Genomic DNA, 21,689 nt, shown 5'->3' with positions numbered 1-21,689 from the left:
GTGGAACGTCCGGCTTTGCATCACATCGGTCTGCGGAGTGAACCCGCTGAGTGCCGGGCTCACCCTCAGGTCTCCCCGACCCCTAGTACCCCCGACGTACGGGCCCCCTAGGGGTACGGCGGCCGACCACACCCCCGGTCGGGAAAACCCGTTGGCCTCCGCCCCGTCCCCTCACCTACACTCTCCGCTCTTGCCCGCCTCCCGTCCGTGGAGCGCCGCCGTCCGGACGGAAACCGGTCGGCCACCGCCGTCAGGCGTACCCCCAGCTCCCCCAGCTCCCGCAGCTCCCGCAGGCCCCGGAGGCACCCCCTTGTCCGCGCACCCCACCGCCGGCCCCGCCGATCTCACCGACCCCGCCGACCCCCTCTCCCGCGAGCGCTCCCATCTCACCGCCTCCCGTTCCGCCCTGCGGGCCATGCGGGAGGACGTGGAGGCGCTGGACATCAAGGACGTCACCGCGAACTGGGTGAACGCGGAGGTCCTGGCCCGCCAGATCGGGGACCGGATCAAGGCGCTGGCCGATCTGAGCCACACCCCGCTCTTCTTCGGCCGCCTCGACTACCTCCACGCGCCCGGCGCGGACCGGGCCGAGGGAGCGGAGGGGGAGCGGTTCTACATCGGGCGGCGGCATGTCCACGACGCGGACGGCGACCCGATGGTGATCGACTGGCGTGCCCCCGTCTCGCAGCCCTTCTACCGGGCCTCCAAGACCGACCCGATGGACGTCGGTCTGCGGCGGCGCTTCGGGTACACCGGCGGTGACCTGACCGCGTACGAGGACGAGCACCTCTCCGACCCCGCCGAGCAGGCCGCCACCAGCAAGCTGCTCCAGCGGGAGATCGAGCGTCCGCGTGTGGGCCCGATGCGGGACATCGTGGCGACGATCCAGCCGGAGCAGGACGAGATCGTCCGCTCCGACCTCGCCGGTTCGCTCTGTGTGCAGGGCGGGCCCGGCACCGGGAAGACCGCCGTCGGCCTGCACCGCGTCGCCTATCTCCTCTACGCCCACCGCGAGCGGCTCTCCCGCACCGGCACGCTCGTCATCGGCCCGAACCGCTCCTTCCTGCACTACATCGAGCAGGTCCTCCCGGCGCTGGGCGAGCTGGAGGTCAGGCAGGCGACCGTCGACGACCTCGTGGCCCATGTCGAGGTGCGGGGCGCGGACGAGGCACCGGCCGCCGTCGTCAAGGGCGACGCCCGCATGGCCGAGGTGCTGCGCCGGGCCGTACGGTCGCACGTCACCCTCCCCACCGAGCCCGTGATGGTGGTCCGGGGTTCGCGGCGCTGGCGCGTACCGGCGTACGAACTCGAAGCGATCGTGCGGGAGTTGCTGGAGCGGGACATCCGCTACGGGGCCGCCCGTGACGCGCTGCCGCAGCGGATCGCGCACGCGGTGCTGGTGCAGATGGAGCGGTCCGGGGAGGCGCCCGACGACCGGGTGCAGGACGCGGTGGCCCGCAACACGGCCGTGAAGGCGGCCGTCAAGGCGATCTGGCCGCCGGTCGACCCCGCGAAGCTCGTCATGCGCCTCCTCGCCGACGCGGAGTTCCTCGCCTCGCACGCGGACGGGATCCTCACGGACGACGAGCAGAAGACGATCCTGTGGGCGAAACCGGCGCGGAGCGTGAAGTCGGTGAAGTGGTCGGCCGCCGACGCCGTACTCGTGGACGAGACCACCGACCTCGTCCAGCGCACGCACTCCCTCGGGCATGTCGTCCTCGACGAGGCGCAGGATCTCTCCCCGATGCAGTACCGGGCGGTGGGCCGCCGCTGCACGACCGGTTCCGCGACCGTCCTCGGTGACCTCGCGCAGGGTACGACGCCCTGGGCGACGCGGAGTTGGGAGGAGGCGCTGACGCATCTGGGCAAGGCGGAGGCCCATGTGGAGGAGCTGACGGCCGGTTTCCGCGTCCCCACCGACGTGATCACGTACGCCTCCCGCCTCCTGCCCCACATCGCGCCCGGTCTGACCCCGGTGGCGTCCGTCCGGGAGAACCCGGGCTTCTTCGACGTACGGCGGACGACCGACGACACCCGGACGATCGCCGCGTGCGAGGAGTTGCTGCGCAACGAGGGGTCCGTGGGTCTCATCGCCGCCGACGCGCGGGTCCCCGCGCTCGCCGAGGCGCTGGCGGCGGCGGGCATCGGCCATCTGGCCCCCGGCGAGGAGACGACGTACGAGACCCGTCTCACCCTCGTCCCGGCCTCGCTGGCGAAGGGTCTGGAGTACGACTACGTGGTCCTGGACGAACCCCAGGCGGTCGTCGACGGCGAACCGGACGAGCGAACGGGCCTGCGCCGCCTGTACGTCGCCCTCACCCGAGCGGTCTCGGGCCTGATCGTGACCCACACGGCACCCCTGCCGCCGCAGCTGGCCTAGACCGGGTCGTCCGGTCCACCGGGCAGGGCTCCCAGCTGACGTCGTGCTGCCGCCAGCCACAGTCCCCCGCCGCCGCGTGCCTTGGAGTCGTCGTCCTCCTCGGACAGTGACGCCACGTACTCCGCGTACTCCGACCGGGCCCGGGCCAGACTCAGTGAGCCATTGGGGCCGCCCCGGACCACATGCGCGTCGGAGTCGTCCTGCCCGTCGTCCTCCCAGCCGCACTCCGGGCAGATCTCGAAATTGGCGCGCTCCTCCAGTGTGGGCTGGAAGCAGCAGGGGCACGGCAGCGGCACCGGCCCGAGGCCGGCGCCCGTCATCCCTCCCACCTCGCCTCGTCGTCCGGGGTGTCGGGGCTGGCGAAGTGGAAGGGGACGGAGAGGTGGGCGGCCAGGGCCTGGCCGGCGTGGGTGGCGGCTGCGGCGGACGGGTGGCCCGGGGTGTGGGCCGTCCGCTCCTCGCCGAGGTAGCGCTCGGCCGTCCCCCAGTAGACCGTGGCCAGCGGATGCTCGCCCTCGGGTTCGGCGGTGTGGGCCAGCAGGATCACGAACCAGTCGTGGACCGTGTCGCCGTCCCAGATCGCCTCGATGGCGACGAGGCGGCCGGGGAGGCCGGTGGCGAGGGCGGTCAGGGAGTCCTGGTCCAGGGGGCTGTCGGGGGTGCGGGCGACGCGGTCGCCGTGGTGGAGGTAGCGGTCGTTGACGATGTGCTGGGCGTCGTGCAGGCCGAGGCCGTGGACGCGGCCGGCGGCGAAGACGGCGCGGATCGCCGGGAGCGGGGCGTCCTGGAGGACGTAGCCGTCGACCTGCGCGCGGATGCCGGCGGGCAGTCGTTCCCACCACTCGGACGTGTTCATGACGTCGAAGGTACGGGAACGCGCGTACGGGAACACGCGGCGGCCCCCGGTGACCAGGAGGTCGCCGGGGGCCGGTCGGGGCGAGCGTCTGTCGCCTACTTGAACTTGTTGCTGGTCGCCAGGTAGACCTGCTTGGCGTTCTTGCCGAGGCGTGGCCCGGTGATGAACGTGGAGCGGTCGCTCAGGGAGTTGTTGGAGACCAGGTAGGTGCGGCCCTTGTAGGTGGTGAACCAGGGGCCGCCGGAGGCGCCGCCGTTCATGGTGCAGCCGACCATGTACTGGGCCGGGTAGTCGCTGGGGTAGCTGTAGCCGAGGACGAAGCGCTTGGTGGCGCCCTGGCAGTGGTACATCTTCGAGCCGTCGTACTGGGCCTCGGCCGGGTAGCCGCGGACCTTCATGTTCTTGACCTTGTTGGCGGCGGGCGCGTTGAACCACACCGGGAGCGCCGAACCGGTGCGCTCCTCGAGGGACTTGGAGCCCTTCTCCGGCTTCACGTGCAGCACCGCGTAGTCGTACGCGGCGGCCACGGTGCCCTCGCTGGCGGCGCCGCCCTTGATCCAGGTGCCGGAGGTGGTGGCCCAGTCGGCCCAGGCGATGCCGTACGGGGAGACGTTGCCCGCCCGGTAGTCGGCCGACGCCTGGCCGATGTTCAGCTTGCCCGTGTTGTTGAAGGACGGGACGAAGGCGATGTTGCGGTACCAGCCGCCGCCCTTGCCCGCGTGCACGCAGTGCCCGGCGGTCCACACGAGGTTGGACTTGCCGGGGTGCGCCGGGTCCTTCACGACCGCGGCGGAGCAGACGCTCGACCCCTGGGGCGTGGTGAAGAAGAGCTTGCCGACCGGGGCGGCGTTCTTGTGGTAGGTCGACTTGACCTTGGTGGCCTGCTGCTTCTTGACCTTGCCGTCGGGCAGCCAGACCTGGGTGGTCTTGCCGCCGCCGGTGGCGGTGTTGCCCGCCTCGGCGACCGCCGGCAGGTCGGGCAGGTTCGCCTCGGCCTCGGCGATGCGCTCCGGTGTCCAGAAGTCCTCGATGTACGGGTTGGCGAAGTCCTCCGCCTTGGAGGCCCAGTCGCCGTCGAAGTCCTGCCAGCCACCGTCCTTCCACTTCTGCAGCGCGTCACCGCTCAGTTCGGTCGGCACACCCTTCGGGAGCTTGAAGCCGCCGATGGTGGTGTCACCGCCGCTCTCGTTCTCGCCGGTGTCGACGCCGTCGCCCGCGTCCGCCTGGGCGGTCGTGGAGTCCGAGGCCTTGGCCCCGCTCTCGTCGCTCTTGCCGCAGGCGGTGGTGGTGACCATGATCGCGGCGATCACGGCTGCCGCGGCCGTGAGGCCGCGGCGGCGTATGAATGGCATGGAGCCGTCCCCCGTGTGACTGAAACCTTGTCATGCCCTCGCTTAGCGGGGCGGAGACAACTATGCACGCGCGCGGGCGCGGAACGATCACCGAGAGGGTCTGCGCGGCGACTTCGCACACAACAACTACGAGGCGGATATCTGCCCGTGATGTGACGCCGGACCACGGCGCCCGACCGGGCCCCCGACCTGGCCCCCGACCCGACTCCGGACCCGGCCCCCGACCCGGCCCCCGGCGCTCAGGGCCAACTCACAGGATCTGCACATTGATTGATTCTTCATCACTCCGACACCTCCCGACCCTTGTGCACTACCCACGAGTAGCGCGAATCTGACCTGCGCATGCCATCCCCCGTATCGGCACCCCCGGGCCGTGGTCCATCCAGGAGGACGCAGTGAAGACAAGCTCCCGCATCGGCAGATCCCTGCTCACCGTCGGCGGCGCCCTCGCGCTGGTCGTCGGCATCGCCGGCAGCGCGTACGCGGCGCCGCCCGGCGCGCTGCCCGCCAACGCGGAGGCCCTGGAGACGACCTGGCAGCCGGCGTACGACTACGACACGGACGGCTGTTACCCGACCCCGGCGATCGGCCCCACGGGCACGGTCAACGGCGGGCTGAAGCCCACCGGTTCACTGAGCGGCGACTGCCACGACCAGTCGGACCTGGACAACACCAACGGCTACTCGCGCTACAAGTGCAACAACGGCTGGTGCGCGATCATGTACGACCTCTACTTCGAGAAGGACCAGGCGCTCTCGGGCAGCAGCATCGGCGGCCACCGGCACGACTGGGAGCACGTGGTGGTCTGGGTGCAGGACGGCTCGGCGAAGTACGTCTCCACGTCCAACCACGGCGGGTTCACCGTGCACGCGGCGTCCTCGGTGATCTGGACCGGGACCCACCCCAAGATCGTCTACCACAAGGACGGCATCCGCACGCACTGCTTCCGGCTGGCGGGCTCGAACGACGAGCCGCCGGAGAACCACGAGGGGACGTGGCAGTACCCGCCGCTCGTCGGCTGGAACGGCTACCCGTCGACGGCGATCCGCGACACGCTCGTCGCGTACGACTTCGGCAGCGCGAACTTCGGTCTCAAGAACGGCAGTTTCGAGTCGAACCTGACGGCCGCGATGCCGTCGGGGATCTCGTTCAACCCGAACGCGTAGCCCTGCGGGCGGCTTGGGCGGGTGGGGTGCGTGGGGGTGTGGGGTGCGTCGTCGGGTGCGGGTCCGGTGGGGCTTCTCGCGCAGTTCCCCGCGCCCCTGAAAAGCAGGGGCTGCGCCCCGTGCTTTTCCCCACCCGCCCGCCGTCTTCCAGGCCCGCGGGGGCCTGGTCTTTTAGGGGCGCGGGGAACTGCGCGAGAAGCCCCACCGGGCCGGCAGCCGAGAGACGAACCCTCCGCGTCAGCGGGCCGCGGCGCGGCGCGCTCGGGTGTCGAGGGCCGTACGCCAACGCCGTACGGCCTCGGCGTCGACGCCCCCGGACCACCCGCCCGGCCGCGCCGCACCCCCGATGTGGAACGCGTCCACCCCGGCGGCCCGCAGCCCGGGCACATGGTCCAGGCGCAACCCCCCGCCGATCAGCAGCCGCTGCGTATAGCCCGGCTCCCCCCGCAGCCCGGCCTCCGCGAGCAGGACGGGCAGACCGTCGTCGACCCCCTTCGCCGACCCCGCCGTCAGATACGTGTCCAGCCCCGGCAGCTCCGCCAACTGCTTGCGCAGCGCGTCCCGGTCGGCGGCCCGGTCGATCGCCCGGTGAAACGTCCACGACCGCCCGTCCAGCTCGGCCACCACCCGCTCCACCGCGTCCAGATCCAGCCCCCCGCCCTCCCCGAGGAACCCGAGCACGAACTCCTCCGCCCCCGCCGACCGCATGTCGCACGCCACCCGCACGAGCGCGTCCACATCACCCGCCGCGAAGCCGTCCGCGAGCCGCAGCATCACCCGTACCGGGATGTCGACGGCCGCCTGCACCTCCACGAACGTCGCGACGCTCGGCGTGAGCCCGTCCGCCGCCATGTCCGCCACCAGCTCCAGCCGGTCGGCACCTCCGGCCTGGGCGGCGACGGCGTCCCCGGCGTCGAGGGCGATCACCTCCAGAAGCGCGCGCGTGGTCATGGGGCCCCTTCCGTCGGGCTTCGTCGGGCTACACGTGACGACAACAGGTCTAGTCCAATTTAACAACAACCGGGACTGTTGGACGCGATCGTCACGTTCAGCACGCGGACGACCACCGTCCGCATCTACCCTCATTTGGGCGCCGTTCAACAAGACCGGCTGTGCGAGAGGGAGTTGTCCCATGCCTAAGCCGAGGACTCTCGACCCGTCCGAGTCGACCCGGGCGATGTACGGCGCGGAGCTGCGCCACCGGCGGGAACGGGCAGGCATGTCCCAGGAGGAACTGGGCGCGGCGATGTTCGTCAGCGGGTCGTTCGTCGGTCAGCTGGAGGCGGGCGTCCGACGGATGCGGCTGGAGTTCGCGAAGTCCGTGGACGAGATCCTCAAGACGGACGGGTTCTTCGTGCGGAACCTGGAGGCGGCACGGCAGTCTCCCTACCGGGCACACTTCGCGGATGTGGTGGAGTTGGAAGGCGTGGCCTGCACGATCAAGGACTGGGCGCCGTCCTCCGTACCGGGCCTCATCCAGACCCCGTCGTACAACCGAGCCGTGATCCGCGCGTACGACCCGCTCGTCCCGGAAGACGTCGTCGAGGAGCGGATCGCGTTCCGAAAGGCCCGAGCCCACATCTTCGGCAAGCCGACACCGCCCATGTACTGGGCGATCCTTGACGAGATCATCGTGCGGCGCCGGGCGGGCAGCCCAGCAGTGATGGCTGAGCAGCTCCAGCACATCATCAGCCTGATCCGAGGCAACCGAGCCATCGTCCAGGTGCTGCCCATCAGCGCGGGGGTGCACGCAGGAAACGCGGGCATCTTCAAGCTGATGACCTTCAGCGACGCCCCACCGATGGTGTACTGCCAAGGGTCCGAATCTGGACGCTTGTTGGACGATCCAGCCGTATTCGCCCGCTCTGCTCTGACCTACGATTTGCTAGGGGCCGCGGCGCTGTCGCCTGACGCGTCCCTCGCGCTGATCGAGCAGGCGGCCAAGGAGTACAAGGATGCGGACCGCGCCCGATCTGAGGACCGCGACCTGGCGTAAGAGCAGCTACAGCGACGGCGCCGGCGACGAATGCGTCGAAGTCTCCGACACCCTCCCCGGCCTCGTCCCCGTCCGAGACAGCAAGAACCCCACCGGCGGCATCCTCGTCTTCCGGGCCGCCGCCTGGTCCCGCTTCGTGGGTGATGTGAGCCGAACACCCACGCGCGGCTAGGTAGGGATACTCAGGCGCCCCGCCCTCCACGACGACATCGTTGACCTCAACAGCCCGTCGTCGTAACGGAGTTCATCCATGCCTGCCTCGTCTCGTTCCCTGTCCCGGACTCTCCGCCGTCACCTGGTGAACCCCGCCGCCCTGGGCTATCTGGCCCTCGTGGTCGCCGTGGGCGTCTGGGTCGGGGTGGACGCGCTGTTCGTCGAGCACGCGGACGCCAGTCTCGCGGGGGTCTGGCTCTTCCTCGTCACCGCGCCGACCTCGCTGTTCTTCGTCGCGCTGCCCGGCGGGCTGTCCTTCGCCGGGATCGTCCTCGGTGCCGTGATCCAGGCCTTCGTGCTCGGTGCCGCGTACCGCTGGGTCGTCGAACGGCCCGCGAAGAACGTCAACTTGGGCAACGCCTGACGCTCCGGGACCGTCTTTCCTCAGCGATTCGTCGATGTTTCCAGGGGTGGGAGAACTGTGCTGCGGTACGGAAGAAGTACGTACGGAAGAAGTACGTACAGAAGAGGTATGGGTGCGGCCATGGTCGCCGCGCTGGTCACGACCTGTCTCACGGTGGCGGGTGGCACGGCGGGGGCCGCGTCGCCCGATGAGGCGGGAGTGCTCGGCGGGTCCGTCGTCACCTTGATATCCGGCGACCGGGTGCATGTCGACGCCAAGGGCCGGGTGACCCGCGTCCAGCCCGGCGAGGGGCGCGAGGACATCCCGATGTCCGTCCAGCGGACGGGAGAGAAGACGTACGTCGTGCCGGCCGACGCGCTTCCCCTGATCGGGCAGGGCACGGTGGACCGTCGGCTGTTCGATGTGACGGGGCTGCTCAAGGCCGAGTACGACGACGCGCACCGGGCAACGGTGCCGCTGATCGTGTCGTACTCGAAGAACACGAAGAAGCGGGCCACCGCGCGGGCGGCCATCGCGGAGGCGGATGCCCGCGTCGGCCGGAAGCTGCCCGCTCTGCGGGGTGAGTCGCTGACCGCGCCCAAGAGCGGTGCCTCCGAGGTCTGGGACGCGCTCACCGCGGCCGACCGCGAGGGCGGGCAGGCCCTGACGACGGCTCCGGGAGTCGCCCGCGTATGGCTGGACGGCCGCCGCAAGGCCGCGCTCGACAAGAGCACGGCGCAGATCGGCGCCCCGACCGCCTGGCAGGCCGGGTACGACGGCAAGGACGTGAAGGTCGCCGTACTGGACACCGGTGTGGACGAGACGCATCCGGACCTCAAGGGCGTCGAGATCGCCCAGAAGGACTTCTCGGGTTCGGGCAACCTGATCGACCACGTCGGTCACGGCACGCACGTCGCGTCGACCGTGGCGGGCTCGGGGGCCAGGTCCGGCGGTACGCACAAGGGGGTCGCGCCCGGTGCGCGCATCCTGGACGCCAAGGTGCTCACCGACGACGGGTTCGGCTCGGACTCCGGCATCGTCGCGGGCATGCAGTGGGCCGCCGACCAGGGCGCCAGGATCGCCAACCTCTCCCTCGGCGGCGAGGACACGGTGGCGAACGACCCGCTGGAGGCCGCCGTCGACCGTATCTCCGCCGAGAGCGGCACCCTCTTCGTCGTCGCGGCCGGCAACAGCGGCCCGGAGGCGACGACCATCGGCTCCCCCGGCAGCGCGGCCTCCGCGCTCACCGTCGGCGCGGTCGACCGCAAGGACGGCATCGCCGAGTTCTCCAGCGTCGGCCCCACGGCGGACGGCTCGCTGAAGCCGGACCTCACCGCTCCCGGCGTCGGCATCGTCGCGGCGAAGGCCGCCAAGGGCGTCGAGGGCACCCCGGCGATCCCCGGCTATGTGTCGATGTCCGGTACGTCGATGGCGACCCCGCACGTGGCGGGCGCGGCGGCGATCCTCGCGCAGCGGCACCCGGAGTGGACCGCGCAGCGGATCAAGCAGGCGCTGACCTCCGCCACCGAGCCGGGCGCCGGTCTGTCGCCGTTCCAGCAGGGCACCGGGCGGGCCGACCTGACCCGGGCGCTCAGCCAGACCGTGTTCGGCGAGCAGGCGTCCGTGAACCTCGGCACCGCGCTGTGGCCGCACGCCGACGACGAGCCGACGACCCGGCGGATCACCTACCGCAACGACGGCACGGAACCCGTCACCCTCGACCTGTCGACGGAGACGGCCGGACCGAAGGGCAAGCCCGCACCGGCCGGATTCTTCACCGTCGGCGCCGACCGGATCACCGTCCCGGCGGGCGGCACCGCGGGCGTCGACCTCACGGCGCACACCCGGATCGGCAGCCAGGACGGCGTGTTCGCCGGGGTGCTCGTCGCCCGCGCGGCCGAGGGCGGCCAGCGGGTCCGTACCTCCTTCGCCGTGCGACGCGAGTCGGAGGCCTACGACCTCACCCTCAAGTACGTCGACACCGAGGGCAGGCCCTCCCAGTCGGGGACGACGGTCCTCGGCCAGAACGTCGACCTCCAGCTGACCCCGTACGACACCGACGGCGACGGCGTCGTCAAGATGCGGGCGCCGAAGGGGACCTACCTCCTGGAGACGCTGGTCCGGACCCCCAAGGGGACCGGGACCGACCCGGACCTCGCGCTGATGGCACAGCCGAAGCTCACCGTCACCAAGAACACCACGGTGACCTTCGACGCCCGCAAGGCCAAGCCGGTGGACATCACCGTGCCGGGGTCCGCCAAGAGTGTGCAGACGCTCGCGAAGTACTCCGTGGAGACCGATTCCTTCGTCCACACCTCGGCCTGGGAGTCGAACTCCTTCAAGGGGTTCCGTATCGGTCATGTGGGCCCCGCGCTGCCGGCGAAGGAGCTCGGCTCGCAGATCGCGGGTACCTGGCAGAAGGGCAGCACGACGTACAACCTGCTCTACGGCCGCGGCGGTTCGCTGCACAACGGTTTCACCCGCAAGGTCGCCACGAGTGAACTCGCCCTGGTGAAGCTGGGGATCGGCGCCTCCGTGAAGAACGCCAAGGGCGCGATCAGCCCGGGCTGGGAGACGGCCTCGGGGGACGGGTACGAGTCGGTCAGCAAGCCGTTCGCCCTGCCGGCCACCGCGAAGACCTATGTCAGCGCGGCCAAGGGGCTCAAGTGGAGCTTCGGCGCCGGACAGTACCGTCCCGGAGCCAGTGGCGACCTCGACGTCTTCGTGGGGGACCCCTCCGCCAAGGCCTACCAGGCGGGGAAGACATACACGCGGACGTACAACGTCGGTGTGTTCAGCCCGAAGATCGACCAGTACAACGCCGCCCGGCGCTGGGGCAATGAACTCAGCGTCTGTATCGGGGAGTTCCCGGACGGCTCCGGGAACTTCGTCGAGTCGGCGACCGCCCGGCAGCGCTCCGTCGTCACCGCCGACGGCAAGAAGCTCATGGACGCGGCGGGGCCGCTCTGCCAGGACATCGACGGGCTGCCGTCCCGGTCCGCCAAGTACCGGATCAGCACGGACGTGACCCGCTCCACGAAGGTCGCCGGTGTCACCACCCGGCTCGTCGCGGCCTGGACCTTCGCCTCGAAGAGGACCGCGGGTGACGAGTACCGGACGCTGCCGCTCTCCTCGGTCCGCTTCGCCCCGAAACTGGACCTGTCCAGCGGCGCCCCCGCCGGCCGGCGGTTCACGGTCCCGCTCACCCTCCAGGGCCCCGCGGCCAAGAGCCTCAAGTCCCTCGCCGTCCAGGTCTCCTACGACGGCGGCAAGAAGTGGTCCAAGGCCCCGGTCACCACGAAGAAGGGCGAGCGGAGCCTCACGCTGAACCACCCGAAGAAGGCCGGGTCGGTCTCCTTCAAGGCGAAGCTCACGGACAAGGGCGGCAACACGTACGAGGTGACCGTGGTGAAGGCGTACCTGCTCAGGTAGCCGTCCAGCCGTCAGCGTTCCTCAAGGGTGTCAAGGGCCACGGCCTGCGCGATGGCGAGACGGCGGTCGATGTCGGCGGAAGCGATGTCGAGCACGTACCGGTCGCGCAGGCCGAACTTCCTGTCGAACGACATCAACCGCTTCGCTCCTCCGGTCGCGGTGGAGTCGAAGAAGTCGAAGTGGTAGGGCCAGAGGAACGGCACGAACTCCACATACGGCAGAAACTCCCAGACCCGGCGCAGCAGGGCCACCGCCCAGCTGCGCTCGCGGCCGGTCAGCTCCGGTGTCCCCGGCTGCTCCATGGTCCAGGCCGAGCGCACCAGGGAGACGACGGGCCGCTCGCGGAACGAGCCGATGACGGCACCGGCGCTGTCCCGTACGTCGTGGACGGCGCCGAAGTCGTCGACCTGACGGGCCTCGGAGGTGCACAGCACGCTGGTCCTCGACTCGTCGGTGTAGATGGTCATCTCCTCCTTGAGCGACATGACCTTCCGCCGCGCGAAGGCGACGACCTCCCCCTCGGCATCGCCCTTCCCGGCCACGGTCACCACGTACTGGCCGACCGTACGGGCCGTCCGCTGCCGGACGGTGAACCGCGCGTGCCCCTGGAGTCGTTCGTCGTTCCTCACGTGGAGTCCCCCTGCTCTGCTCTACGGCTGTTTCCCGGCACGTCATCGTCGCCGTCGGGGCAGGGGCGGATCTGCTCTCTTTCGTCGTTCGCCGGTACGACTCACGGGGGACGCGGGCGCTCGCGGGCGCGGCCTATCGTCGGCCCGGGATCAGGAGGTGAACGAGGGCATGGACGAGGACGTGGACAAGAGCGTGGGCAAGGGCGTGGGCGTGAGCGAGGACGTGGGCGAGGCGAAGGCCGCACACGTCTCGCACTGGAGCGGTCGGCGCGTCGCCGGGGAGATCGTGCTCGGGGCCGTTCTCGCGGGGCTCGCGGGGCTGTCGGACGCCGTGGCCGCCGGGTTCGGCCTACGCACCTTCGCCGTCTGCGCGGGGGTCGCCGTGCTGGGGGCGGCCCGGCGCTCGCTTCCGGCGACGGTCCTGGTCGTCTCCGCCGCCACGGCCGGCGAACTGCTCGCCGCGGCACCGCTGTTGATGTGTGTGAGCTGGTCGGCGGGACACCGTGTCGTCGATCCCCGGCGCGCGGTCGCCGCGTTCGGCGCCGCGTTCGTGTTCCATGCCGCGCTGTCCGTCCGCGGCGAGATCACCGCCGCCGATTCCTTGTCGTTGCCCGTCGCGGGCGGGCTGGCCACGGGAGTGTTCCTCGTCCTGTCGGTCGGGCCGGCGCTGGTCGCGCGCTACCGGGCACAGCGCCGGGAGCTGCTGGCCGTGTTGCGGCGGCACAACGAGCAACTCGTGCGCGAGCAGGCGATGGTGGCCCGGCAGGCCCGTCTTCTGGAGCGCAATCGGGTGGCCCGGGACATGCACGACAGCCTGGGCCACCAGCTCGTCCTGATCAGCGTCCACGCGGGCGCCCTCCAGGTCGGCCCCGACCTCGACGAACGCCGACGGGAGTGCGTACGGATCCTGCGGGATGCCTCCGTCACCGCGATGGAGGAACTGCGCGAGGCGGTGGGCGTCCTCCACGAGGACCGGCCCGAGGACCGGCACGAAGACCGGCGCGTGGACCGGCGCGTGGACCGGCACGAGAACCCGAGCTCCCGGACGATCGCCTCCCTCGACGACCTGGTCCGGTCCTCCCGCGCGGCGGGCGCCACCGTGGAGGTCCACCGGTCCGGCACGGCCCGGCCGCTCGCGCCGGCCGCCGACCACACGGCGTACCGCATCGCGCAGGAGGGCCTGACCAACGCCCACAAGCACGCGCCGGGCGCCCCGATCACCGTCTCCCTGCGCTACGAGCCGGACGCCTTGGTCGTGGAGGTCGCCAACGGGCCCGTACCGGCCGGGGTTCCGGACGTCCCGGGCCCGGCGGCGATCGGCGGCGGCCGGGGGCTCGGCGGCCTGCGGGAGCGGGCCCGGCTCGTCGGTGGCATGGTGCACACGGGTCCCGGTGCCGACGGCGGCTTCCGCGTCGCGGGCATGCTGCCGTACGGCACCGCGACTTCCGTCGGTCCCGACGACGACTTTGTGGGGCAGCGGGGGGCGGGTGCGGTGGACGACGGTGGACCGGCCATCAACCGTGCTGATCCACAAGGGGAGTTCGCCGCCACCATGAGCAGACGGAAGAACATCGCCATCGGCTGTGCCGCCACCGCCGTCGTCCTGGTCGTGGGCGTGCTCGCCCTCGGCGCGTGGGGAATGAACGCGCTCATGGAGGAGGGGAGAAAGGTGTCGATCTCGCCGCGCCTGTACGAGTCGGCGCGGATCGGCGACAGCGAGGCCGCCCTGCGGGAGGAACTGCCGGAAGGGGACTCGGTGCTGACCGAGGGTCTGGAGGAGCAGGGGCCGCCGACGCCCGAGGGCGCGACCTGCCGCCACTTCATGTCCGACGATCCCGACGGTGTCATGAGCATCTACTTCCGGTTCTGCTTCCGTGACGGGAGACTGGTGGACAAGCAGACGTTCACGGACTGAGCACGACAGCACGGCGTGGGCGCACCGACACCGCGCAGGAGGCCGTGTGATCCGGGTCCTCGTCGCCGACGACGAGCCACTCATCCGGGCCGGCATCAGGATGATCCTCACGTCCGCCGCCGACATCGACGTGGTCGCGGAGGCGGGTGACGGTCGCGAGGCGGTGGAGATCGCCAGGAGCACCGCCGTCGACGTCGCCCTGCTGGACATCCGGATGCCGGTGCTGGACGGACTGACGGCCCTGGCCGAGCTGGGCCGGGTCGCGCCGGACGTACGGGCCCTGATCCTCACCACGTTCGGGGAGCGGGACAACGTACTGCGCGCGCTCGGCCACGGCGGCGCGGGCTTCCTGCTCAAGGACTCCGCGCCCGACGAACTGATCAACGCGGTACGGGCGGCGGCGGCCGGGAACGCGTATCTCTCCCCGGCCGCCACCCGGCATGTCGCGGACGCCCTCTCCGCCCCCGGGCGCACCACCCGCGCGGAGGCGGCCAGGCGCCGTGTCGACGGTCTGAGCGCGCGGGAGCGCGATGTGCTCGCCCTGCTCGGGGAGGGCCTGTCCAACGCGGACGCGGGCAGACGGCTGCACATGAGCGAGGCCACGGTGAAGACCTATGTCAGCCGCATCCTGAGCAAACTGGGCTGCGACAACCGGGTCCAGGCGGCGCTCCTCGCCCACGACGCCGGGCTACGCACGACGGAGATCTGACCTTCCCGAAGAAGTCCGCACCGCGCCGGAACCTCTCGCGCCGCCTCGCCCTCTCTTCCACCGGTCGGTTCCGTCACAACGGTGAAGAGGAAGAAAGAACATGCGCAGATTAACGTCGGCCGTCACCGCCGCCCTGATGACGTTCGCAGGGCTGGCCGCTGCGGGCGCCGCCCCGGCCCAGGCGGCGACGCCGACCGTGGAGTACGTCGCGCTCGGCGACTCGTACGCCTCCGGTGTCGGCGCCGGGTCGTACGACCCGGCGAGCGGTGACTGCAAGCGGAGCACGAAGAACTACCCGCACCTGTGGGCGGCGGCCAACCCCGAGTACGCGCTGGAGGACGCCACATGCAGCGGCGCGACCGTCGCGGACGTGCGGGCCGAGCAACTGTCGTCGCTGAGCGCGAACACGAACCTCGTCACCCTCACCGTGGGCGGGAACGACGCCCAGTTCTCGACGGTGGTGCAGACGTGCCTCACCGACACCGAGAACGCCTGCACGCTCGCCACCGGATGGATGTCGATCTACGCGAGGAACCAGCTGGTGGCTGAACTCACCGGCCTGTACAAGGACATCAAGGCCCGTTCACCGAAGGCCCTGGTGCTCGTCTTCGGTTATCCGCAGGCCCTGTCCACCACCGGGGTGTGCAGCCCGATCGAGCTGAGCGCCAAGAAGCGCGCCGGGATGAACGGGCTGGCCGACGCGCTCGCGGAGGGCGGCCGGAAGGCCGCGATCAACGCGGGCGTCCACTTCGTCGACATGCGTACGCAGTTCACCGGCCACGGCGCCTGCGGCACCGACCCGTGGGTGCACGGCCTCAACCTGGGCGAGTCCGCCGCGACCTTCCACCCGAACGCGGCGGGCCAGGAGAAGGGCTACGCGGCGAAGTTCCTCTCCCTCTGGGGCTGATCGTCCGACGGCCGTGCGGCGGCCGGGCTCAGCCGTAGAGGTTGAGGTCGGCCTCGGTCGCCCCGGCCAGCTCGTACGACGTCCCGGCCGGTGGGCGGCGCCCCGTGTAGAGGCGTACGAGGGTGGTGGCGTCGCCCAGATAGCGCGCGGGCGGCGCCTCCCCGCTCGGGGCGCCGAGCAGCAGGGGCGCGTCGGTGTCGTCGAGGTCGGCGTGCAGGGGGCGGGTGGCGCGGGCCCGGGTGATGTGGGCCAACAGCTCCACCGCCGGGCCGAGTTGCGCGCCGCCGTACGCTCCGGGCAGGCCCCACGCCTCGCGTACGTCACCGGCGTGCACCCACTCCCCGAGCGCGATGCCGTCCAGCCTCCCGCCGGCCTTCGCGATCACGGGCCCGGCCTCGGTCATCCCGCGCTCCAGCTCGTCCACGATCCGGGCGAGCGGCCACTCGCCCCGCTCGGCGATGTCCCGGTCGTTCGCCTCCGGAGTGAACACGCCCTCCTCGAAGCGGTCCTCCACCACCCGCGACAGCGCGGCCGAGCAGTGCGCCAGCACATCCCGCACACTCCACCCCGGACAACAGGTCCCCGCCCCGAAGTCCCCCTCCGGCCGCCCCCGCAACAGCGGCACCAGCACGTCCCGCTCACCGGCCAGCAGCCGGGCGGGGAGTTCGGGGTCACGGTCGTCGTGTGTGTCAGCCACAGTGGTCATGGGACCCACGCTAGGCCCTGTCGTCGAATTCCCGTCGTCGCCCGAAGGGCGGCCCCGCGGCGTCAGGTGCGTGCTCTCGGCGTGCCGGGCCCTGATCCGCGTACTGGACGTACTCGGGTCAGGGCCCGGTGCGGTGAGAGTGCGTGCATGGCGTCGCGGGGCAGGCGGGCATTCGACGACAGGGCCTAGGGGAGCGCACCGCCCTACGCACGGCCACGGCACAATGCGTACATGTCCGACGACCCTGACGCCCCCGGCAGCCCTGGCGCCCCCGGCCCGCTCCCGCTCGACGAGTCCCGCAGGCGGGCCCTGCACTACCGCTGGCTGCCCGCGCTGCTCTCCGCGCGGGACGGGGCCTGTGAGCCCGCGGCGGGGCCGTACGCCGACGCGCTGATCGCGCGGTGGGCCGAGCCGCAGCGGAAGTACCACACCCTCGACCACCTCACGGCGGTGCTGGACCGTATCGAGGTGCTGGAGGAGTACGCGGCGGACGCGGACCTCGTGCGGCTGGCGGCCTGGTTCCACGACGCGGTGTATCTGCCGGACCGGTCGGAGAACGAGGAGCGCTCGGCCCGGCTCGCCGAGCGGGCGCTGTCCGAGGCCGGGGTTCCGGCGGAGCGGACGGCGGAGGTGGCCCGGCTGGTGCGGCTCACCGTGACGCACGCCCCCGCCGACGACGACCCGAACGGGCAGGTGCTGTGCGACGCGGACCTCGCGATCCTCGCCTCGGCGCCGGACGCGTACGCCGCCTACGCCGCCGCCGTGCGGGAGGAGTACGGGTTCGTGCCCGACGACGCGTTCCGGGCGGGCCGCGCGGACGTGCTCCGCCGACTCCTCGCCCTGCCGAGGCTGTTCAGGACCGCCCACGGTGAGCGGGAGTGGGAGGCACGGGCCCGCGAGAACCTGCGGGCGGAGCTGGCGGAACTGACGGGACCGCCGGCGGGGAATGCGATCCCGTGACCGTCTGTTGCCCATGAATATGTCCTCATCCGCCGCCGCCGCGCCCGACGACGCCCGCTTCCGCATACCCCTCTCCGTCTACGTCCTCGGTCTCGCCGTCTTCGCGCTGGGGACCAGTGAGTTCATGCTCTCGGGGCTGCTGCCGCCGATCGCCGAGGACATGGACGTGTCCATTCCCCGGGCGGGGCTGCTGATCTCCGCGTTCGCGATCGGGATGGTCGTGGGCGCGCCCCTGCTGGCGGTGGCGACGCTGCGGCTGCCCCGGCGTACGACCCTCGTCACGCTCATCCTGGTCTTCGGGCTCGGACAGGTCGCCGGTGCCCTCGCACCCAACTACGCCGTGCTCTTCGCCTCCCGGATCGTGAGCGCGCTCGCCTGTGCCGGGTTCTGGGCGGTCGGAGCGGCCGTGGCCGTGGCGATGGTGCCGGTGAACGCCCGAGCCCGCGCGCTGGCCATCATGATCGGCGGATTGTCGATCGCGAATGTGCTGGGCGTACCGGCGGGCGCGTTCCTCGGGGAGCACCTCGGCTGGCGGTCGGCGTTCTGGGCGGTGGCGGTGGCCTCGGCGGTCGCGCTGGCCGGTGTCGTCACGCTGGTCCCGGCCATCCCGCTGCCCGAGGAGCGGCCCCGGCTCGGCCGGGAGGCCCGGATCTACCGCGACCGGCAGGTCTGGCTCTCCATCGCGGTGGTGGCGCTGGCCGCCGGCGGTGTCTTCTGCGCGTTCAGCTATCTCGCGCCGCTGCTCACGGACGTGGCCGGGCTCGACGACGGCTGGGTGCCGACGGTGCTCGCGCTCTTCGGGATCGGGGCGCTGGTCGGCACGGCGGTCGGGGGCCGCGTCGCGGACGCGCACCTCTTCGGGGTGCTGCTCAGCGGGATCACCGCGTCCACGGTCTTCCTGGTCGCCCTGGCGCTGCTCGCCCAGTACGCGGTCGCCGCCGTCCTCCTCTCCTTCCTCCTCGGGGTGTCCGCGTTCTACACCGCCCCGGCCCTCAACGCCCGCCTCTTCAACGTCGCGGGCGCCGCCCCGACCCTCGCCGGAGCCACCACCACGGCCGCGTTCAACCTCGGCAACACGGGTGGACCCTGGATCGGCGGGGTCGTCATCGACGCGGGCCAGGGCTTCGCCGCCACGGCGTGGGCGGGCGGCGCCCTCACCGCCGCCGCCCTCGGCACGACCGCCGTCTCGCTCCGTCTGCACCGCCGCACCCGGGCCTCCCGCCTGGTGGCCAAGGCCGCCACCACAGCCACCACCACCGACTCGGGCACGGACGGCGTCGTAAATCCGGTACGTACGGACGTCTGACCCCGCCTATCCTCGCGGCCATGCGACCAATGGGCGGGGAACAGGTACGGGAAGCCGTCGAGCACTGTCTCGCGGTACTGGGGACGGCGCTGGACCAGGACTGGCAGGGAGCCAAGGCGGGCCGGCTGGACTGGAACTGCCGGGAGACCGCCGAGCACATCGCGTCGGACCTGATCGCGTACGCCGGGCAGCTGGCGGGGCGACCCACGGCCCGTTACGTGCCGTTCGAGATCGACATGGCGGAGTGCGAGACGAACGCCGACCTCCTGGAGGTGATCCGGACGACGGGCGTCCTGCTCTCCGCCACGGTCACCGCCACCCCGCGCGAGGTCCGCGCCTACCACCCGTATCCGTTCCGCGCCGCCGACCGCGAGGGCTTCGCGGCGATGGGTGTCGCCGAGGTGCTGCTGCACACGTACGACATCACCGAGGGCCTCGGCCTCCCGGCGTCCGCGTCCGTCCCGTCCGTCGACCTGTGCGAGACCGTCCTCGCACGGCTCTTCCCGTACGTCATGCCCGGTGACGACCCCTGGGCGACACTGCTGTGGGCCACCGGCCGGGGCGACCTGCCGGGGCGCGCGCCCGTCACCGGATGGCAGTGGAACAACCCGCTGCACATCGACGCCGAGCGGCTCGTCCTCCAGGGCGTCCATCCGGCCGCCGCCGCCGATCTCGCCGAGGGCGGCACCGGCGGCTTCGACTGGATCGTGGGCGGCCCGGTGGACGGCACCCGGGTCGGCGCGGGCCTGGTGTTCCAGGCGTACGAGGCGGGGGTGCACCGGCCGGAGTGGGGCATGTTCGTGCTCGTGCGCAAGGAGGACGGGCTGGCCGTCGGCGCCATCGGCTACCACGGCGTCCCGGACGAGGAGGGCCGTGTCGAGGTCGGCTACGACCTGGTCGAGGGGGCGCGCGGGCGCGGCTACATGACCGAGGCGCTGGGCGCGCTGGTCGGCTGGGCGCGGCGGCGGGCCGAGGAGCGGGGCGACGTACGGTCGCTGTTCGCGGTCGTCGACAAGGCCAACTCCCCTTCGCAGGGCGTCGTCTCACGGGCCGGATTCGACCAGGTGAGCGAGGACTGGGGCGACGGGGAGCACGGGGAGCAGTTCGCGTACGAACTCCGTCTGCGCGCCTGACGTACGCCGGGCCCAACCCTTCCGGATTCTTGCCGTTTTCCCTGTCCGGGGGTCTCTCGCGGTCCCGATAATTCGGTCAGAGCGGCGCGAATGCCGTCAGTGCGGCGCGAAAGCGTCGCGCGCGCTCGCGCACATCGGGGGATCGGGGGATCACGATGAGTCAGCCCACGCCGCCGTCACCGCCGCCGTCACCGGGACCGCCCCTGCCCGATCCGGACGCCGATCACGGGCGCCGGACCGCCCGCATCGCCGTGATCAGCCTGGTCGTCAGCAGCCTGCTGACGGTGATCGGCTTCGTGGTGACGGCGGCGACCTCCGGCAAGAGCGGTTCGGACGGCGGCACGACCGTCGGCAGCACCACGAGCGGCGGCACCGGCGGCGAGGACGTGGACGCCGACACGGGCGGCACGGCGGGCGGATCGACGGACGGCGCCTCCGACGCGGGCGGCACGAGCGGTGACACGGCCGGAGAGACCGGCGGGGAGACGGGCGGGGACACCGGTGGCACGGACGGCGGGGAAACGGATTCCGGCGGGACCGGCTCGGCCGGGACGGACTCGGGCGGCGCGGACGGCGGTTCCGGAGGCGGCGGTGACGGTCTCACCTCCGCCGAGCGCGAACTGCGCGACTCGCTCAACGACGGCCAGTGGACGCGCGAGAGCTGTGTGAGCCAGCCGGCGCCGGGCTCGGACGCCGCCCTGACCTGCACGGTGACCACGGAGACCGTCACCATGGGCCCGGTCACGACGAAGGCGAGCGTCGCCGTGTACCCGTCCCGCAGCAAGCAGCAGGAGGTCTACCGGGCCTACGGCGGCACCCTCCAGGAGGGCGACTGCTCGCTGACGTGGAACGTCCGGGGCTCCTGGTACGAGTCGGACTCCGGCGACCCCACCGGCGACATGTCCTGCTACACGCCCGACGGCACCCAGTACGTCATCGTCTGCACCTACTACGACCGGGACGCGATCTTCCAGGTGACGGGCAGCAACCCGGCGGCGCTGATCACCTGGTGGAAGGGGCTGGAGCCGGTGTTCACCGACTGATGCCGCGCCGCTTCGGCCGGCGCAGCCCCGCCCCCGTCAGCCGCCGCAGCAGTTCCTTCGAGCCGACCTCCACGGCGCCCGCCCGGACGACCTCCACGTAGCGGTGGGACGGGATGTCGTAGTGGTCGCGTTCGAAGGCGCGCTCGGGTATGCCCAACTCCCGGGCGAAGGCGTGCAGTTCGTCGAAGGACGCGTCGCTGACGAGGTGCGACCACATCCGGCCGTGGCCCGGCCAGGTGGGCGGGTCGATGTAGAGGGTCACGGGGCCGCCGCCCCGCCCAGCGCGCCCAGCGCCGCGACCCGTACGCCCGCCTTGTGGCACACCCACCGCGGATCGGGGCCCAGCTCCGGTTCCACGTCGAGCGCGTGCGGGTCGCCGTCGCCGCAGACGGGGCAGAGGGGCCAGCGGCCGTACCGTTCGAGCAGGGCGTCCTGGACGTCCTGGGCGACGAGCCCGGCGACGTACGCCACCCCGTCCGGCCACTGCTCGACCCACCACCGGCGCTGCACGACGGAGTCCTCGACCATGGAGACGACGTCCGCCTCGGCGACCTCGCCGGACACCAGATCGGCGAGCACGAGGGCGCGGGCGGCGTGCAGCGCCTGCTCAAGGGGGCTCACGGGGTCACTGCCGGTACTCATG

At 71.8% G+C, this 21,689-nt stretch carries 21 protein-coding genes; 13 read left to right on the top strand and 8 right to left on the bottom strand.

Annotated features, from left to right (window positions below; translation table 11 throughout):
• Positions 1-415 precede the first annotated feature (415 nt).
• The gene (locus tag J8M51_RS41530; RefSeq protein WP_086759572.1) at positions 416-2,380 is read left to right on the top strand and encodes a HelD family protein; all 1,965 of its coding nucleotides are present in this window, start codon (positions 416-418) and stop codon (positions 2,378-2,380) included.
• Here J8M51_RS41530 and J8M51_RS41525 read toward each other — a convergent pair.
• The 3 genes from J8M51_RS41525 to J8M51_RS41515 form a co-directional block, all read right to left on the bottom strand.
• Positions 2,377-2,700, bottom strand: coding sequence for a CPCC family cysteine-rich protein (locus J8M51_RS41525; protein ID WP_086759569.1), 324 nt, complete (start codon positions 2,698-2,700; stop codon positions 2,377-2,379). The two genes, J8M51_RS41530 and J8M51_RS41525, sit on opposite strands and share 4 nt — an antisense overlap.
• Positions 2,697-3,236: a hypothetical protein gene (locus tag J8M51_RS41520; RefSeq protein WP_086759574.1), complete on the bottom strand. Its 540-nt coding sequence runs from the start codon at positions 3,234-3,236 to the stop codon at positions 2,697-2,699. Before J8M51_RS41520 ends, J8M51_RS41525 begins: the two co-directional genes overlap by 4 nt.
• 95 nt (positions 3,237-3,331) lie before the next feature.
• Positions 3,332-4,588 (bottom strand): trypsin-like serine peptidase, encoded by a 1,257-nt coding sequence (locus J8M51_RS41515; protein ID WP_086759571.1) that lies wholly within the window; start codon positions 4,586-4,588, stop codon positions 3,332-3,334.
• Between the two features lie 395 nt (positions 4,589-4,983).
• On the opposite strand from J8M51_RS41515, the gene J8M51_RS41510 reads away from it, so the two are divergent.
• Positions 4,984-5,754 (top strand): NPP1 family protein, encoded by a 771-nt coding sequence (locus J8M51_RS41510; RefSeq protein WP_216591696.1) that lies wholly within the window; start codon positions 4,984-4,986, stop codon positions 5,752-5,754.
• 237 nt (positions 5,755-5,991) lie between these two features.
• On the opposite strand, the gene J8M51_RS41505 is transcribed toward J8M51_RS41510, so the two are convergent.
• Positions 5,992-6,705: a copper homeostasis protein CutC gene (locus tag J8M51_RS41505; RefSeq protein WP_267299981.1), complete on the bottom strand. Its 714-nt coding sequence runs from the start codon at positions 6,703-6,705 to the stop codon at positions 5,992-5,994.
• 181 nt (positions 6,706-6,886) lie between these two features.
• On the opposite strand from J8M51_RS41505, the gene J8M51_RS41500 reads away from it, so the two are divergent.
• The 4 genes from J8M51_RS41500 to J8M51_RS41485 all read left to right on the top strand — a co-directional run bounded on the left by J8M51_RS41500 (position 6,887) and on the right by J8M51_RS41485 (position 11,738).
• A complete protein-coding gene (locus tag J8M51_RS41500; protein ID WP_179203068.1) occupies positions 6,887-7,750 on the top strand; it encodes a helix-turn-helix domain-containing protein in 864 nt (287 codons plus the stop codon).
• The gene (locus J8M51_RS41495) at positions 7,710-7,922 is read left to right on the top strand and encodes a DUF397 domain-containing protein (protein ID WP_086755458.1); all 213 of its coding nucleotides are present in this window, start codon (positions 7,710-7,712) and stop codon (positions 7,920-7,922) included. Before J8M51_RS41500 ends, J8M51_RS41495 begins: the two co-directional genes overlap by 41 nt.
• 78 nt (positions 7,923-8,000) lie before the next feature.
• Positions 8,001-8,327: an SCO4225 family membrane protein gene (locus J8M51_RS41490; RefSeq protein ID WP_086755459.1), complete on the top strand. Its 327-nt coding sequence runs from the start codon at positions 8,001-8,003 to the stop codon at positions 8,325-8,327.
• Between the two features lie 108 nt (positions 8,328-8,435).
• A complete protein-coding gene (locus J8M51_RS41485; RefSeq protein ID WP_256964500.1) occupies positions 8,436-11,738 on the top strand; it encodes a S8 family peptidase in 3,303 nt (1,100 codons plus the stop codon).
• An 11-nt stretch (positions 11,739-11,749) separates the two neighbouring features.
• Here J8M51_RS41485 and J8M51_RS41480 read toward each other — a convergent pair whose 3' ends face one another.
• The gene (locus tag J8M51_RS41480) at positions 11,750-12,367 is read right to left on the bottom strand and encodes an LURP-one-related/scramblase family protein (RefSeq protein WP_086755460.1); all 618 of its coding nucleotides are present in this window, start codon (positions 12,365-12,367) and stop codon (positions 11,750-11,752) included.
• Positions 12,368-12,536: 169 nt separating this feature from the next.
• Between J8M51_RS41480 and J8M51_RS41475 the strand changes: the two genes are divergently transcribed.
• The 3 genes from J8M51_RS41475 (at position 12,537) to J8M51_RS41465 (ending at position 15,898) form a co-directional block, all read left to right on the top strand.
• Positions 12,537-14,282 carry a sensor histidine kinase gene (locus J8M51_RS41475; RefSeq protein ID WP_086755463.1) on the top strand — a complete coding sequence of 582 codons (1,746 nt, stop codon included), beginning with the start codon at positions 12,537-12,539 and terminating at the stop codon, positions 14,280-14,282.
• Positions 14,283-14,328: 46 nt separating this feature from the next.
• Positions 14,329-14,991 carry a response regulator gene (locus J8M51_RS41470; protein WP_267299980.1) on the top strand — a complete coding sequence of 221 codons (663 nt, stop codon included), beginning with the start codon at positions 14,329-14,331 and terminating at the stop codon, positions 14,989-14,991.
• 100 nt (positions 14,992-15,091) lie between these two features.
• The gene (locus tag J8M51_RS41465) at positions 15,092-15,898 is read left to right on the top strand and encodes an SGNH/GDSL hydrolase family protein (protein ID WP_267299979.1); all 807 of its coding nucleotides are present in this window, start codon (positions 15,092-15,094) and stop codon (positions 15,896-15,898) included.
• A 28-nt stretch (positions 15,899-15,926) separates the two neighbouring features.
• Here the strand turns inward: J8M51_RS41465 and J8M51_RS41460 are convergent, their stop codons facing one another.
• The gene (locus J8M51_RS41460; RefSeq protein ID WP_267299978.1) at positions 15,927-16,604 is read right to left on the bottom strand and encodes a maleylpyruvate isomerase family mycothiol-dependent enzyme; all 678 of its coding nucleotides are present in this window, start codon (positions 16,602-16,604) and stop codon (positions 15,927-15,929) included.
• Positions 16,605-16,835: 231 nt separating this feature from the next.
• Here J8M51_RS41460 and J8M51_RS41455 point away from each other — a divergent pair, with 231 nt between their 5' ends.
• The 4 genes from J8M51_RS41455 to J8M51_RS41440 all read left to right on the top strand — a co-directional run bounded on the left by J8M51_RS41455 (position 16,836) and on the right by J8M51_RS41440 (position 21,046).
• Entirely contained in the window at positions 16,836-17,564 is a 729-nt protein-coding gene (locus tag J8M51_RS41455) for an HD domain-containing protein (protein WP_236067862.1), read from the top strand.
• Between the two features lie 64 nt (positions 17,565-17,628).
• Positions 17,629-18,870 carry a Cmx/CmrA family chloramphenicol efflux MFS transporter gene (locus J8M51_RS41450; RefSeq protein WP_179203252.1) on the top strand — a complete coding sequence of 414 codons (1,242 nt, stop codon included), beginning with the start codon at positions 17,629-17,631 and terminating at the stop codon, positions 18,868-18,870.
• Positions 18,871-18,899: 29 nt separating this feature from the next.
• Positions 18,900-20,003 carry a GNAT family N-acetyltransferase gene (locus J8M51_RS41445; RefSeq protein WP_086758877.1) on the top strand — a complete coding sequence of 368 codons (1,104 nt, stop codon included), beginning with the start codon at positions 18,900-18,902 and terminating at the stop codon, positions 20,001-20,003.
• A 155-nt stretch (positions 20,004-20,158) separates the two neighbouring features.
• A complete protein-coding gene (locus tag J8M51_RS41440; RefSeq protein WP_143673285.1) occupies positions 20,159-21,046 on the top strand; it encodes a hypothetical protein in 888 nt (295 codons plus the stop codon).
• Here the strand turns inward: J8M51_RS41440 and J8M51_RS41435 are convergent.
• Together J8M51_RS41435 and J8M51_RS41430 are read right to left on the bottom strand one after the other, a co-directional pair.
• Positions 21,036-21,308, bottom strand: a complete 273-nt coding sequence (locus tag J8M51_RS41435) for a DUF4031 domain-containing protein (RefSeq protein WP_086758881.1) — start codon at positions 21,306-21,308, stop codon at positions 21,036-21,038. The genes J8M51_RS41440 and J8M51_RS41435 overlap by 11 nt on opposite strands.
• Positions 21,305-21,688 carry a hypothetical protein gene (locus J8M51_RS41430; RefSeq protein ID WP_086758882.1) on the bottom strand — a complete coding sequence of 128 codons (384 nt, stop codon included), beginning with the start codon at positions 21,686-21,688 and terminating at the stop codon, positions 21,305-21,307. The genes J8M51_RS41435 and J8M51_RS41430 overlap by 4 nt, the downstream gene beginning before the upstream one ends.
• Position 21,689: the final 1 nt, after the last annotated feature.

This window comes from Streptomyces griseiscabiei (assembly GCF_020010925.1).
Classification (GTDB): Bacteria; Actinomycetota; Actinomycetes; order Streptomycetales; family Streptomycetaceae; genus Streptomyces; species Streptomyces griseiscabiei.
Note: the sequence above shows the minus strand (reverse complement) of the source record. Positions and strands in the feature narration are given on the sequence as shown.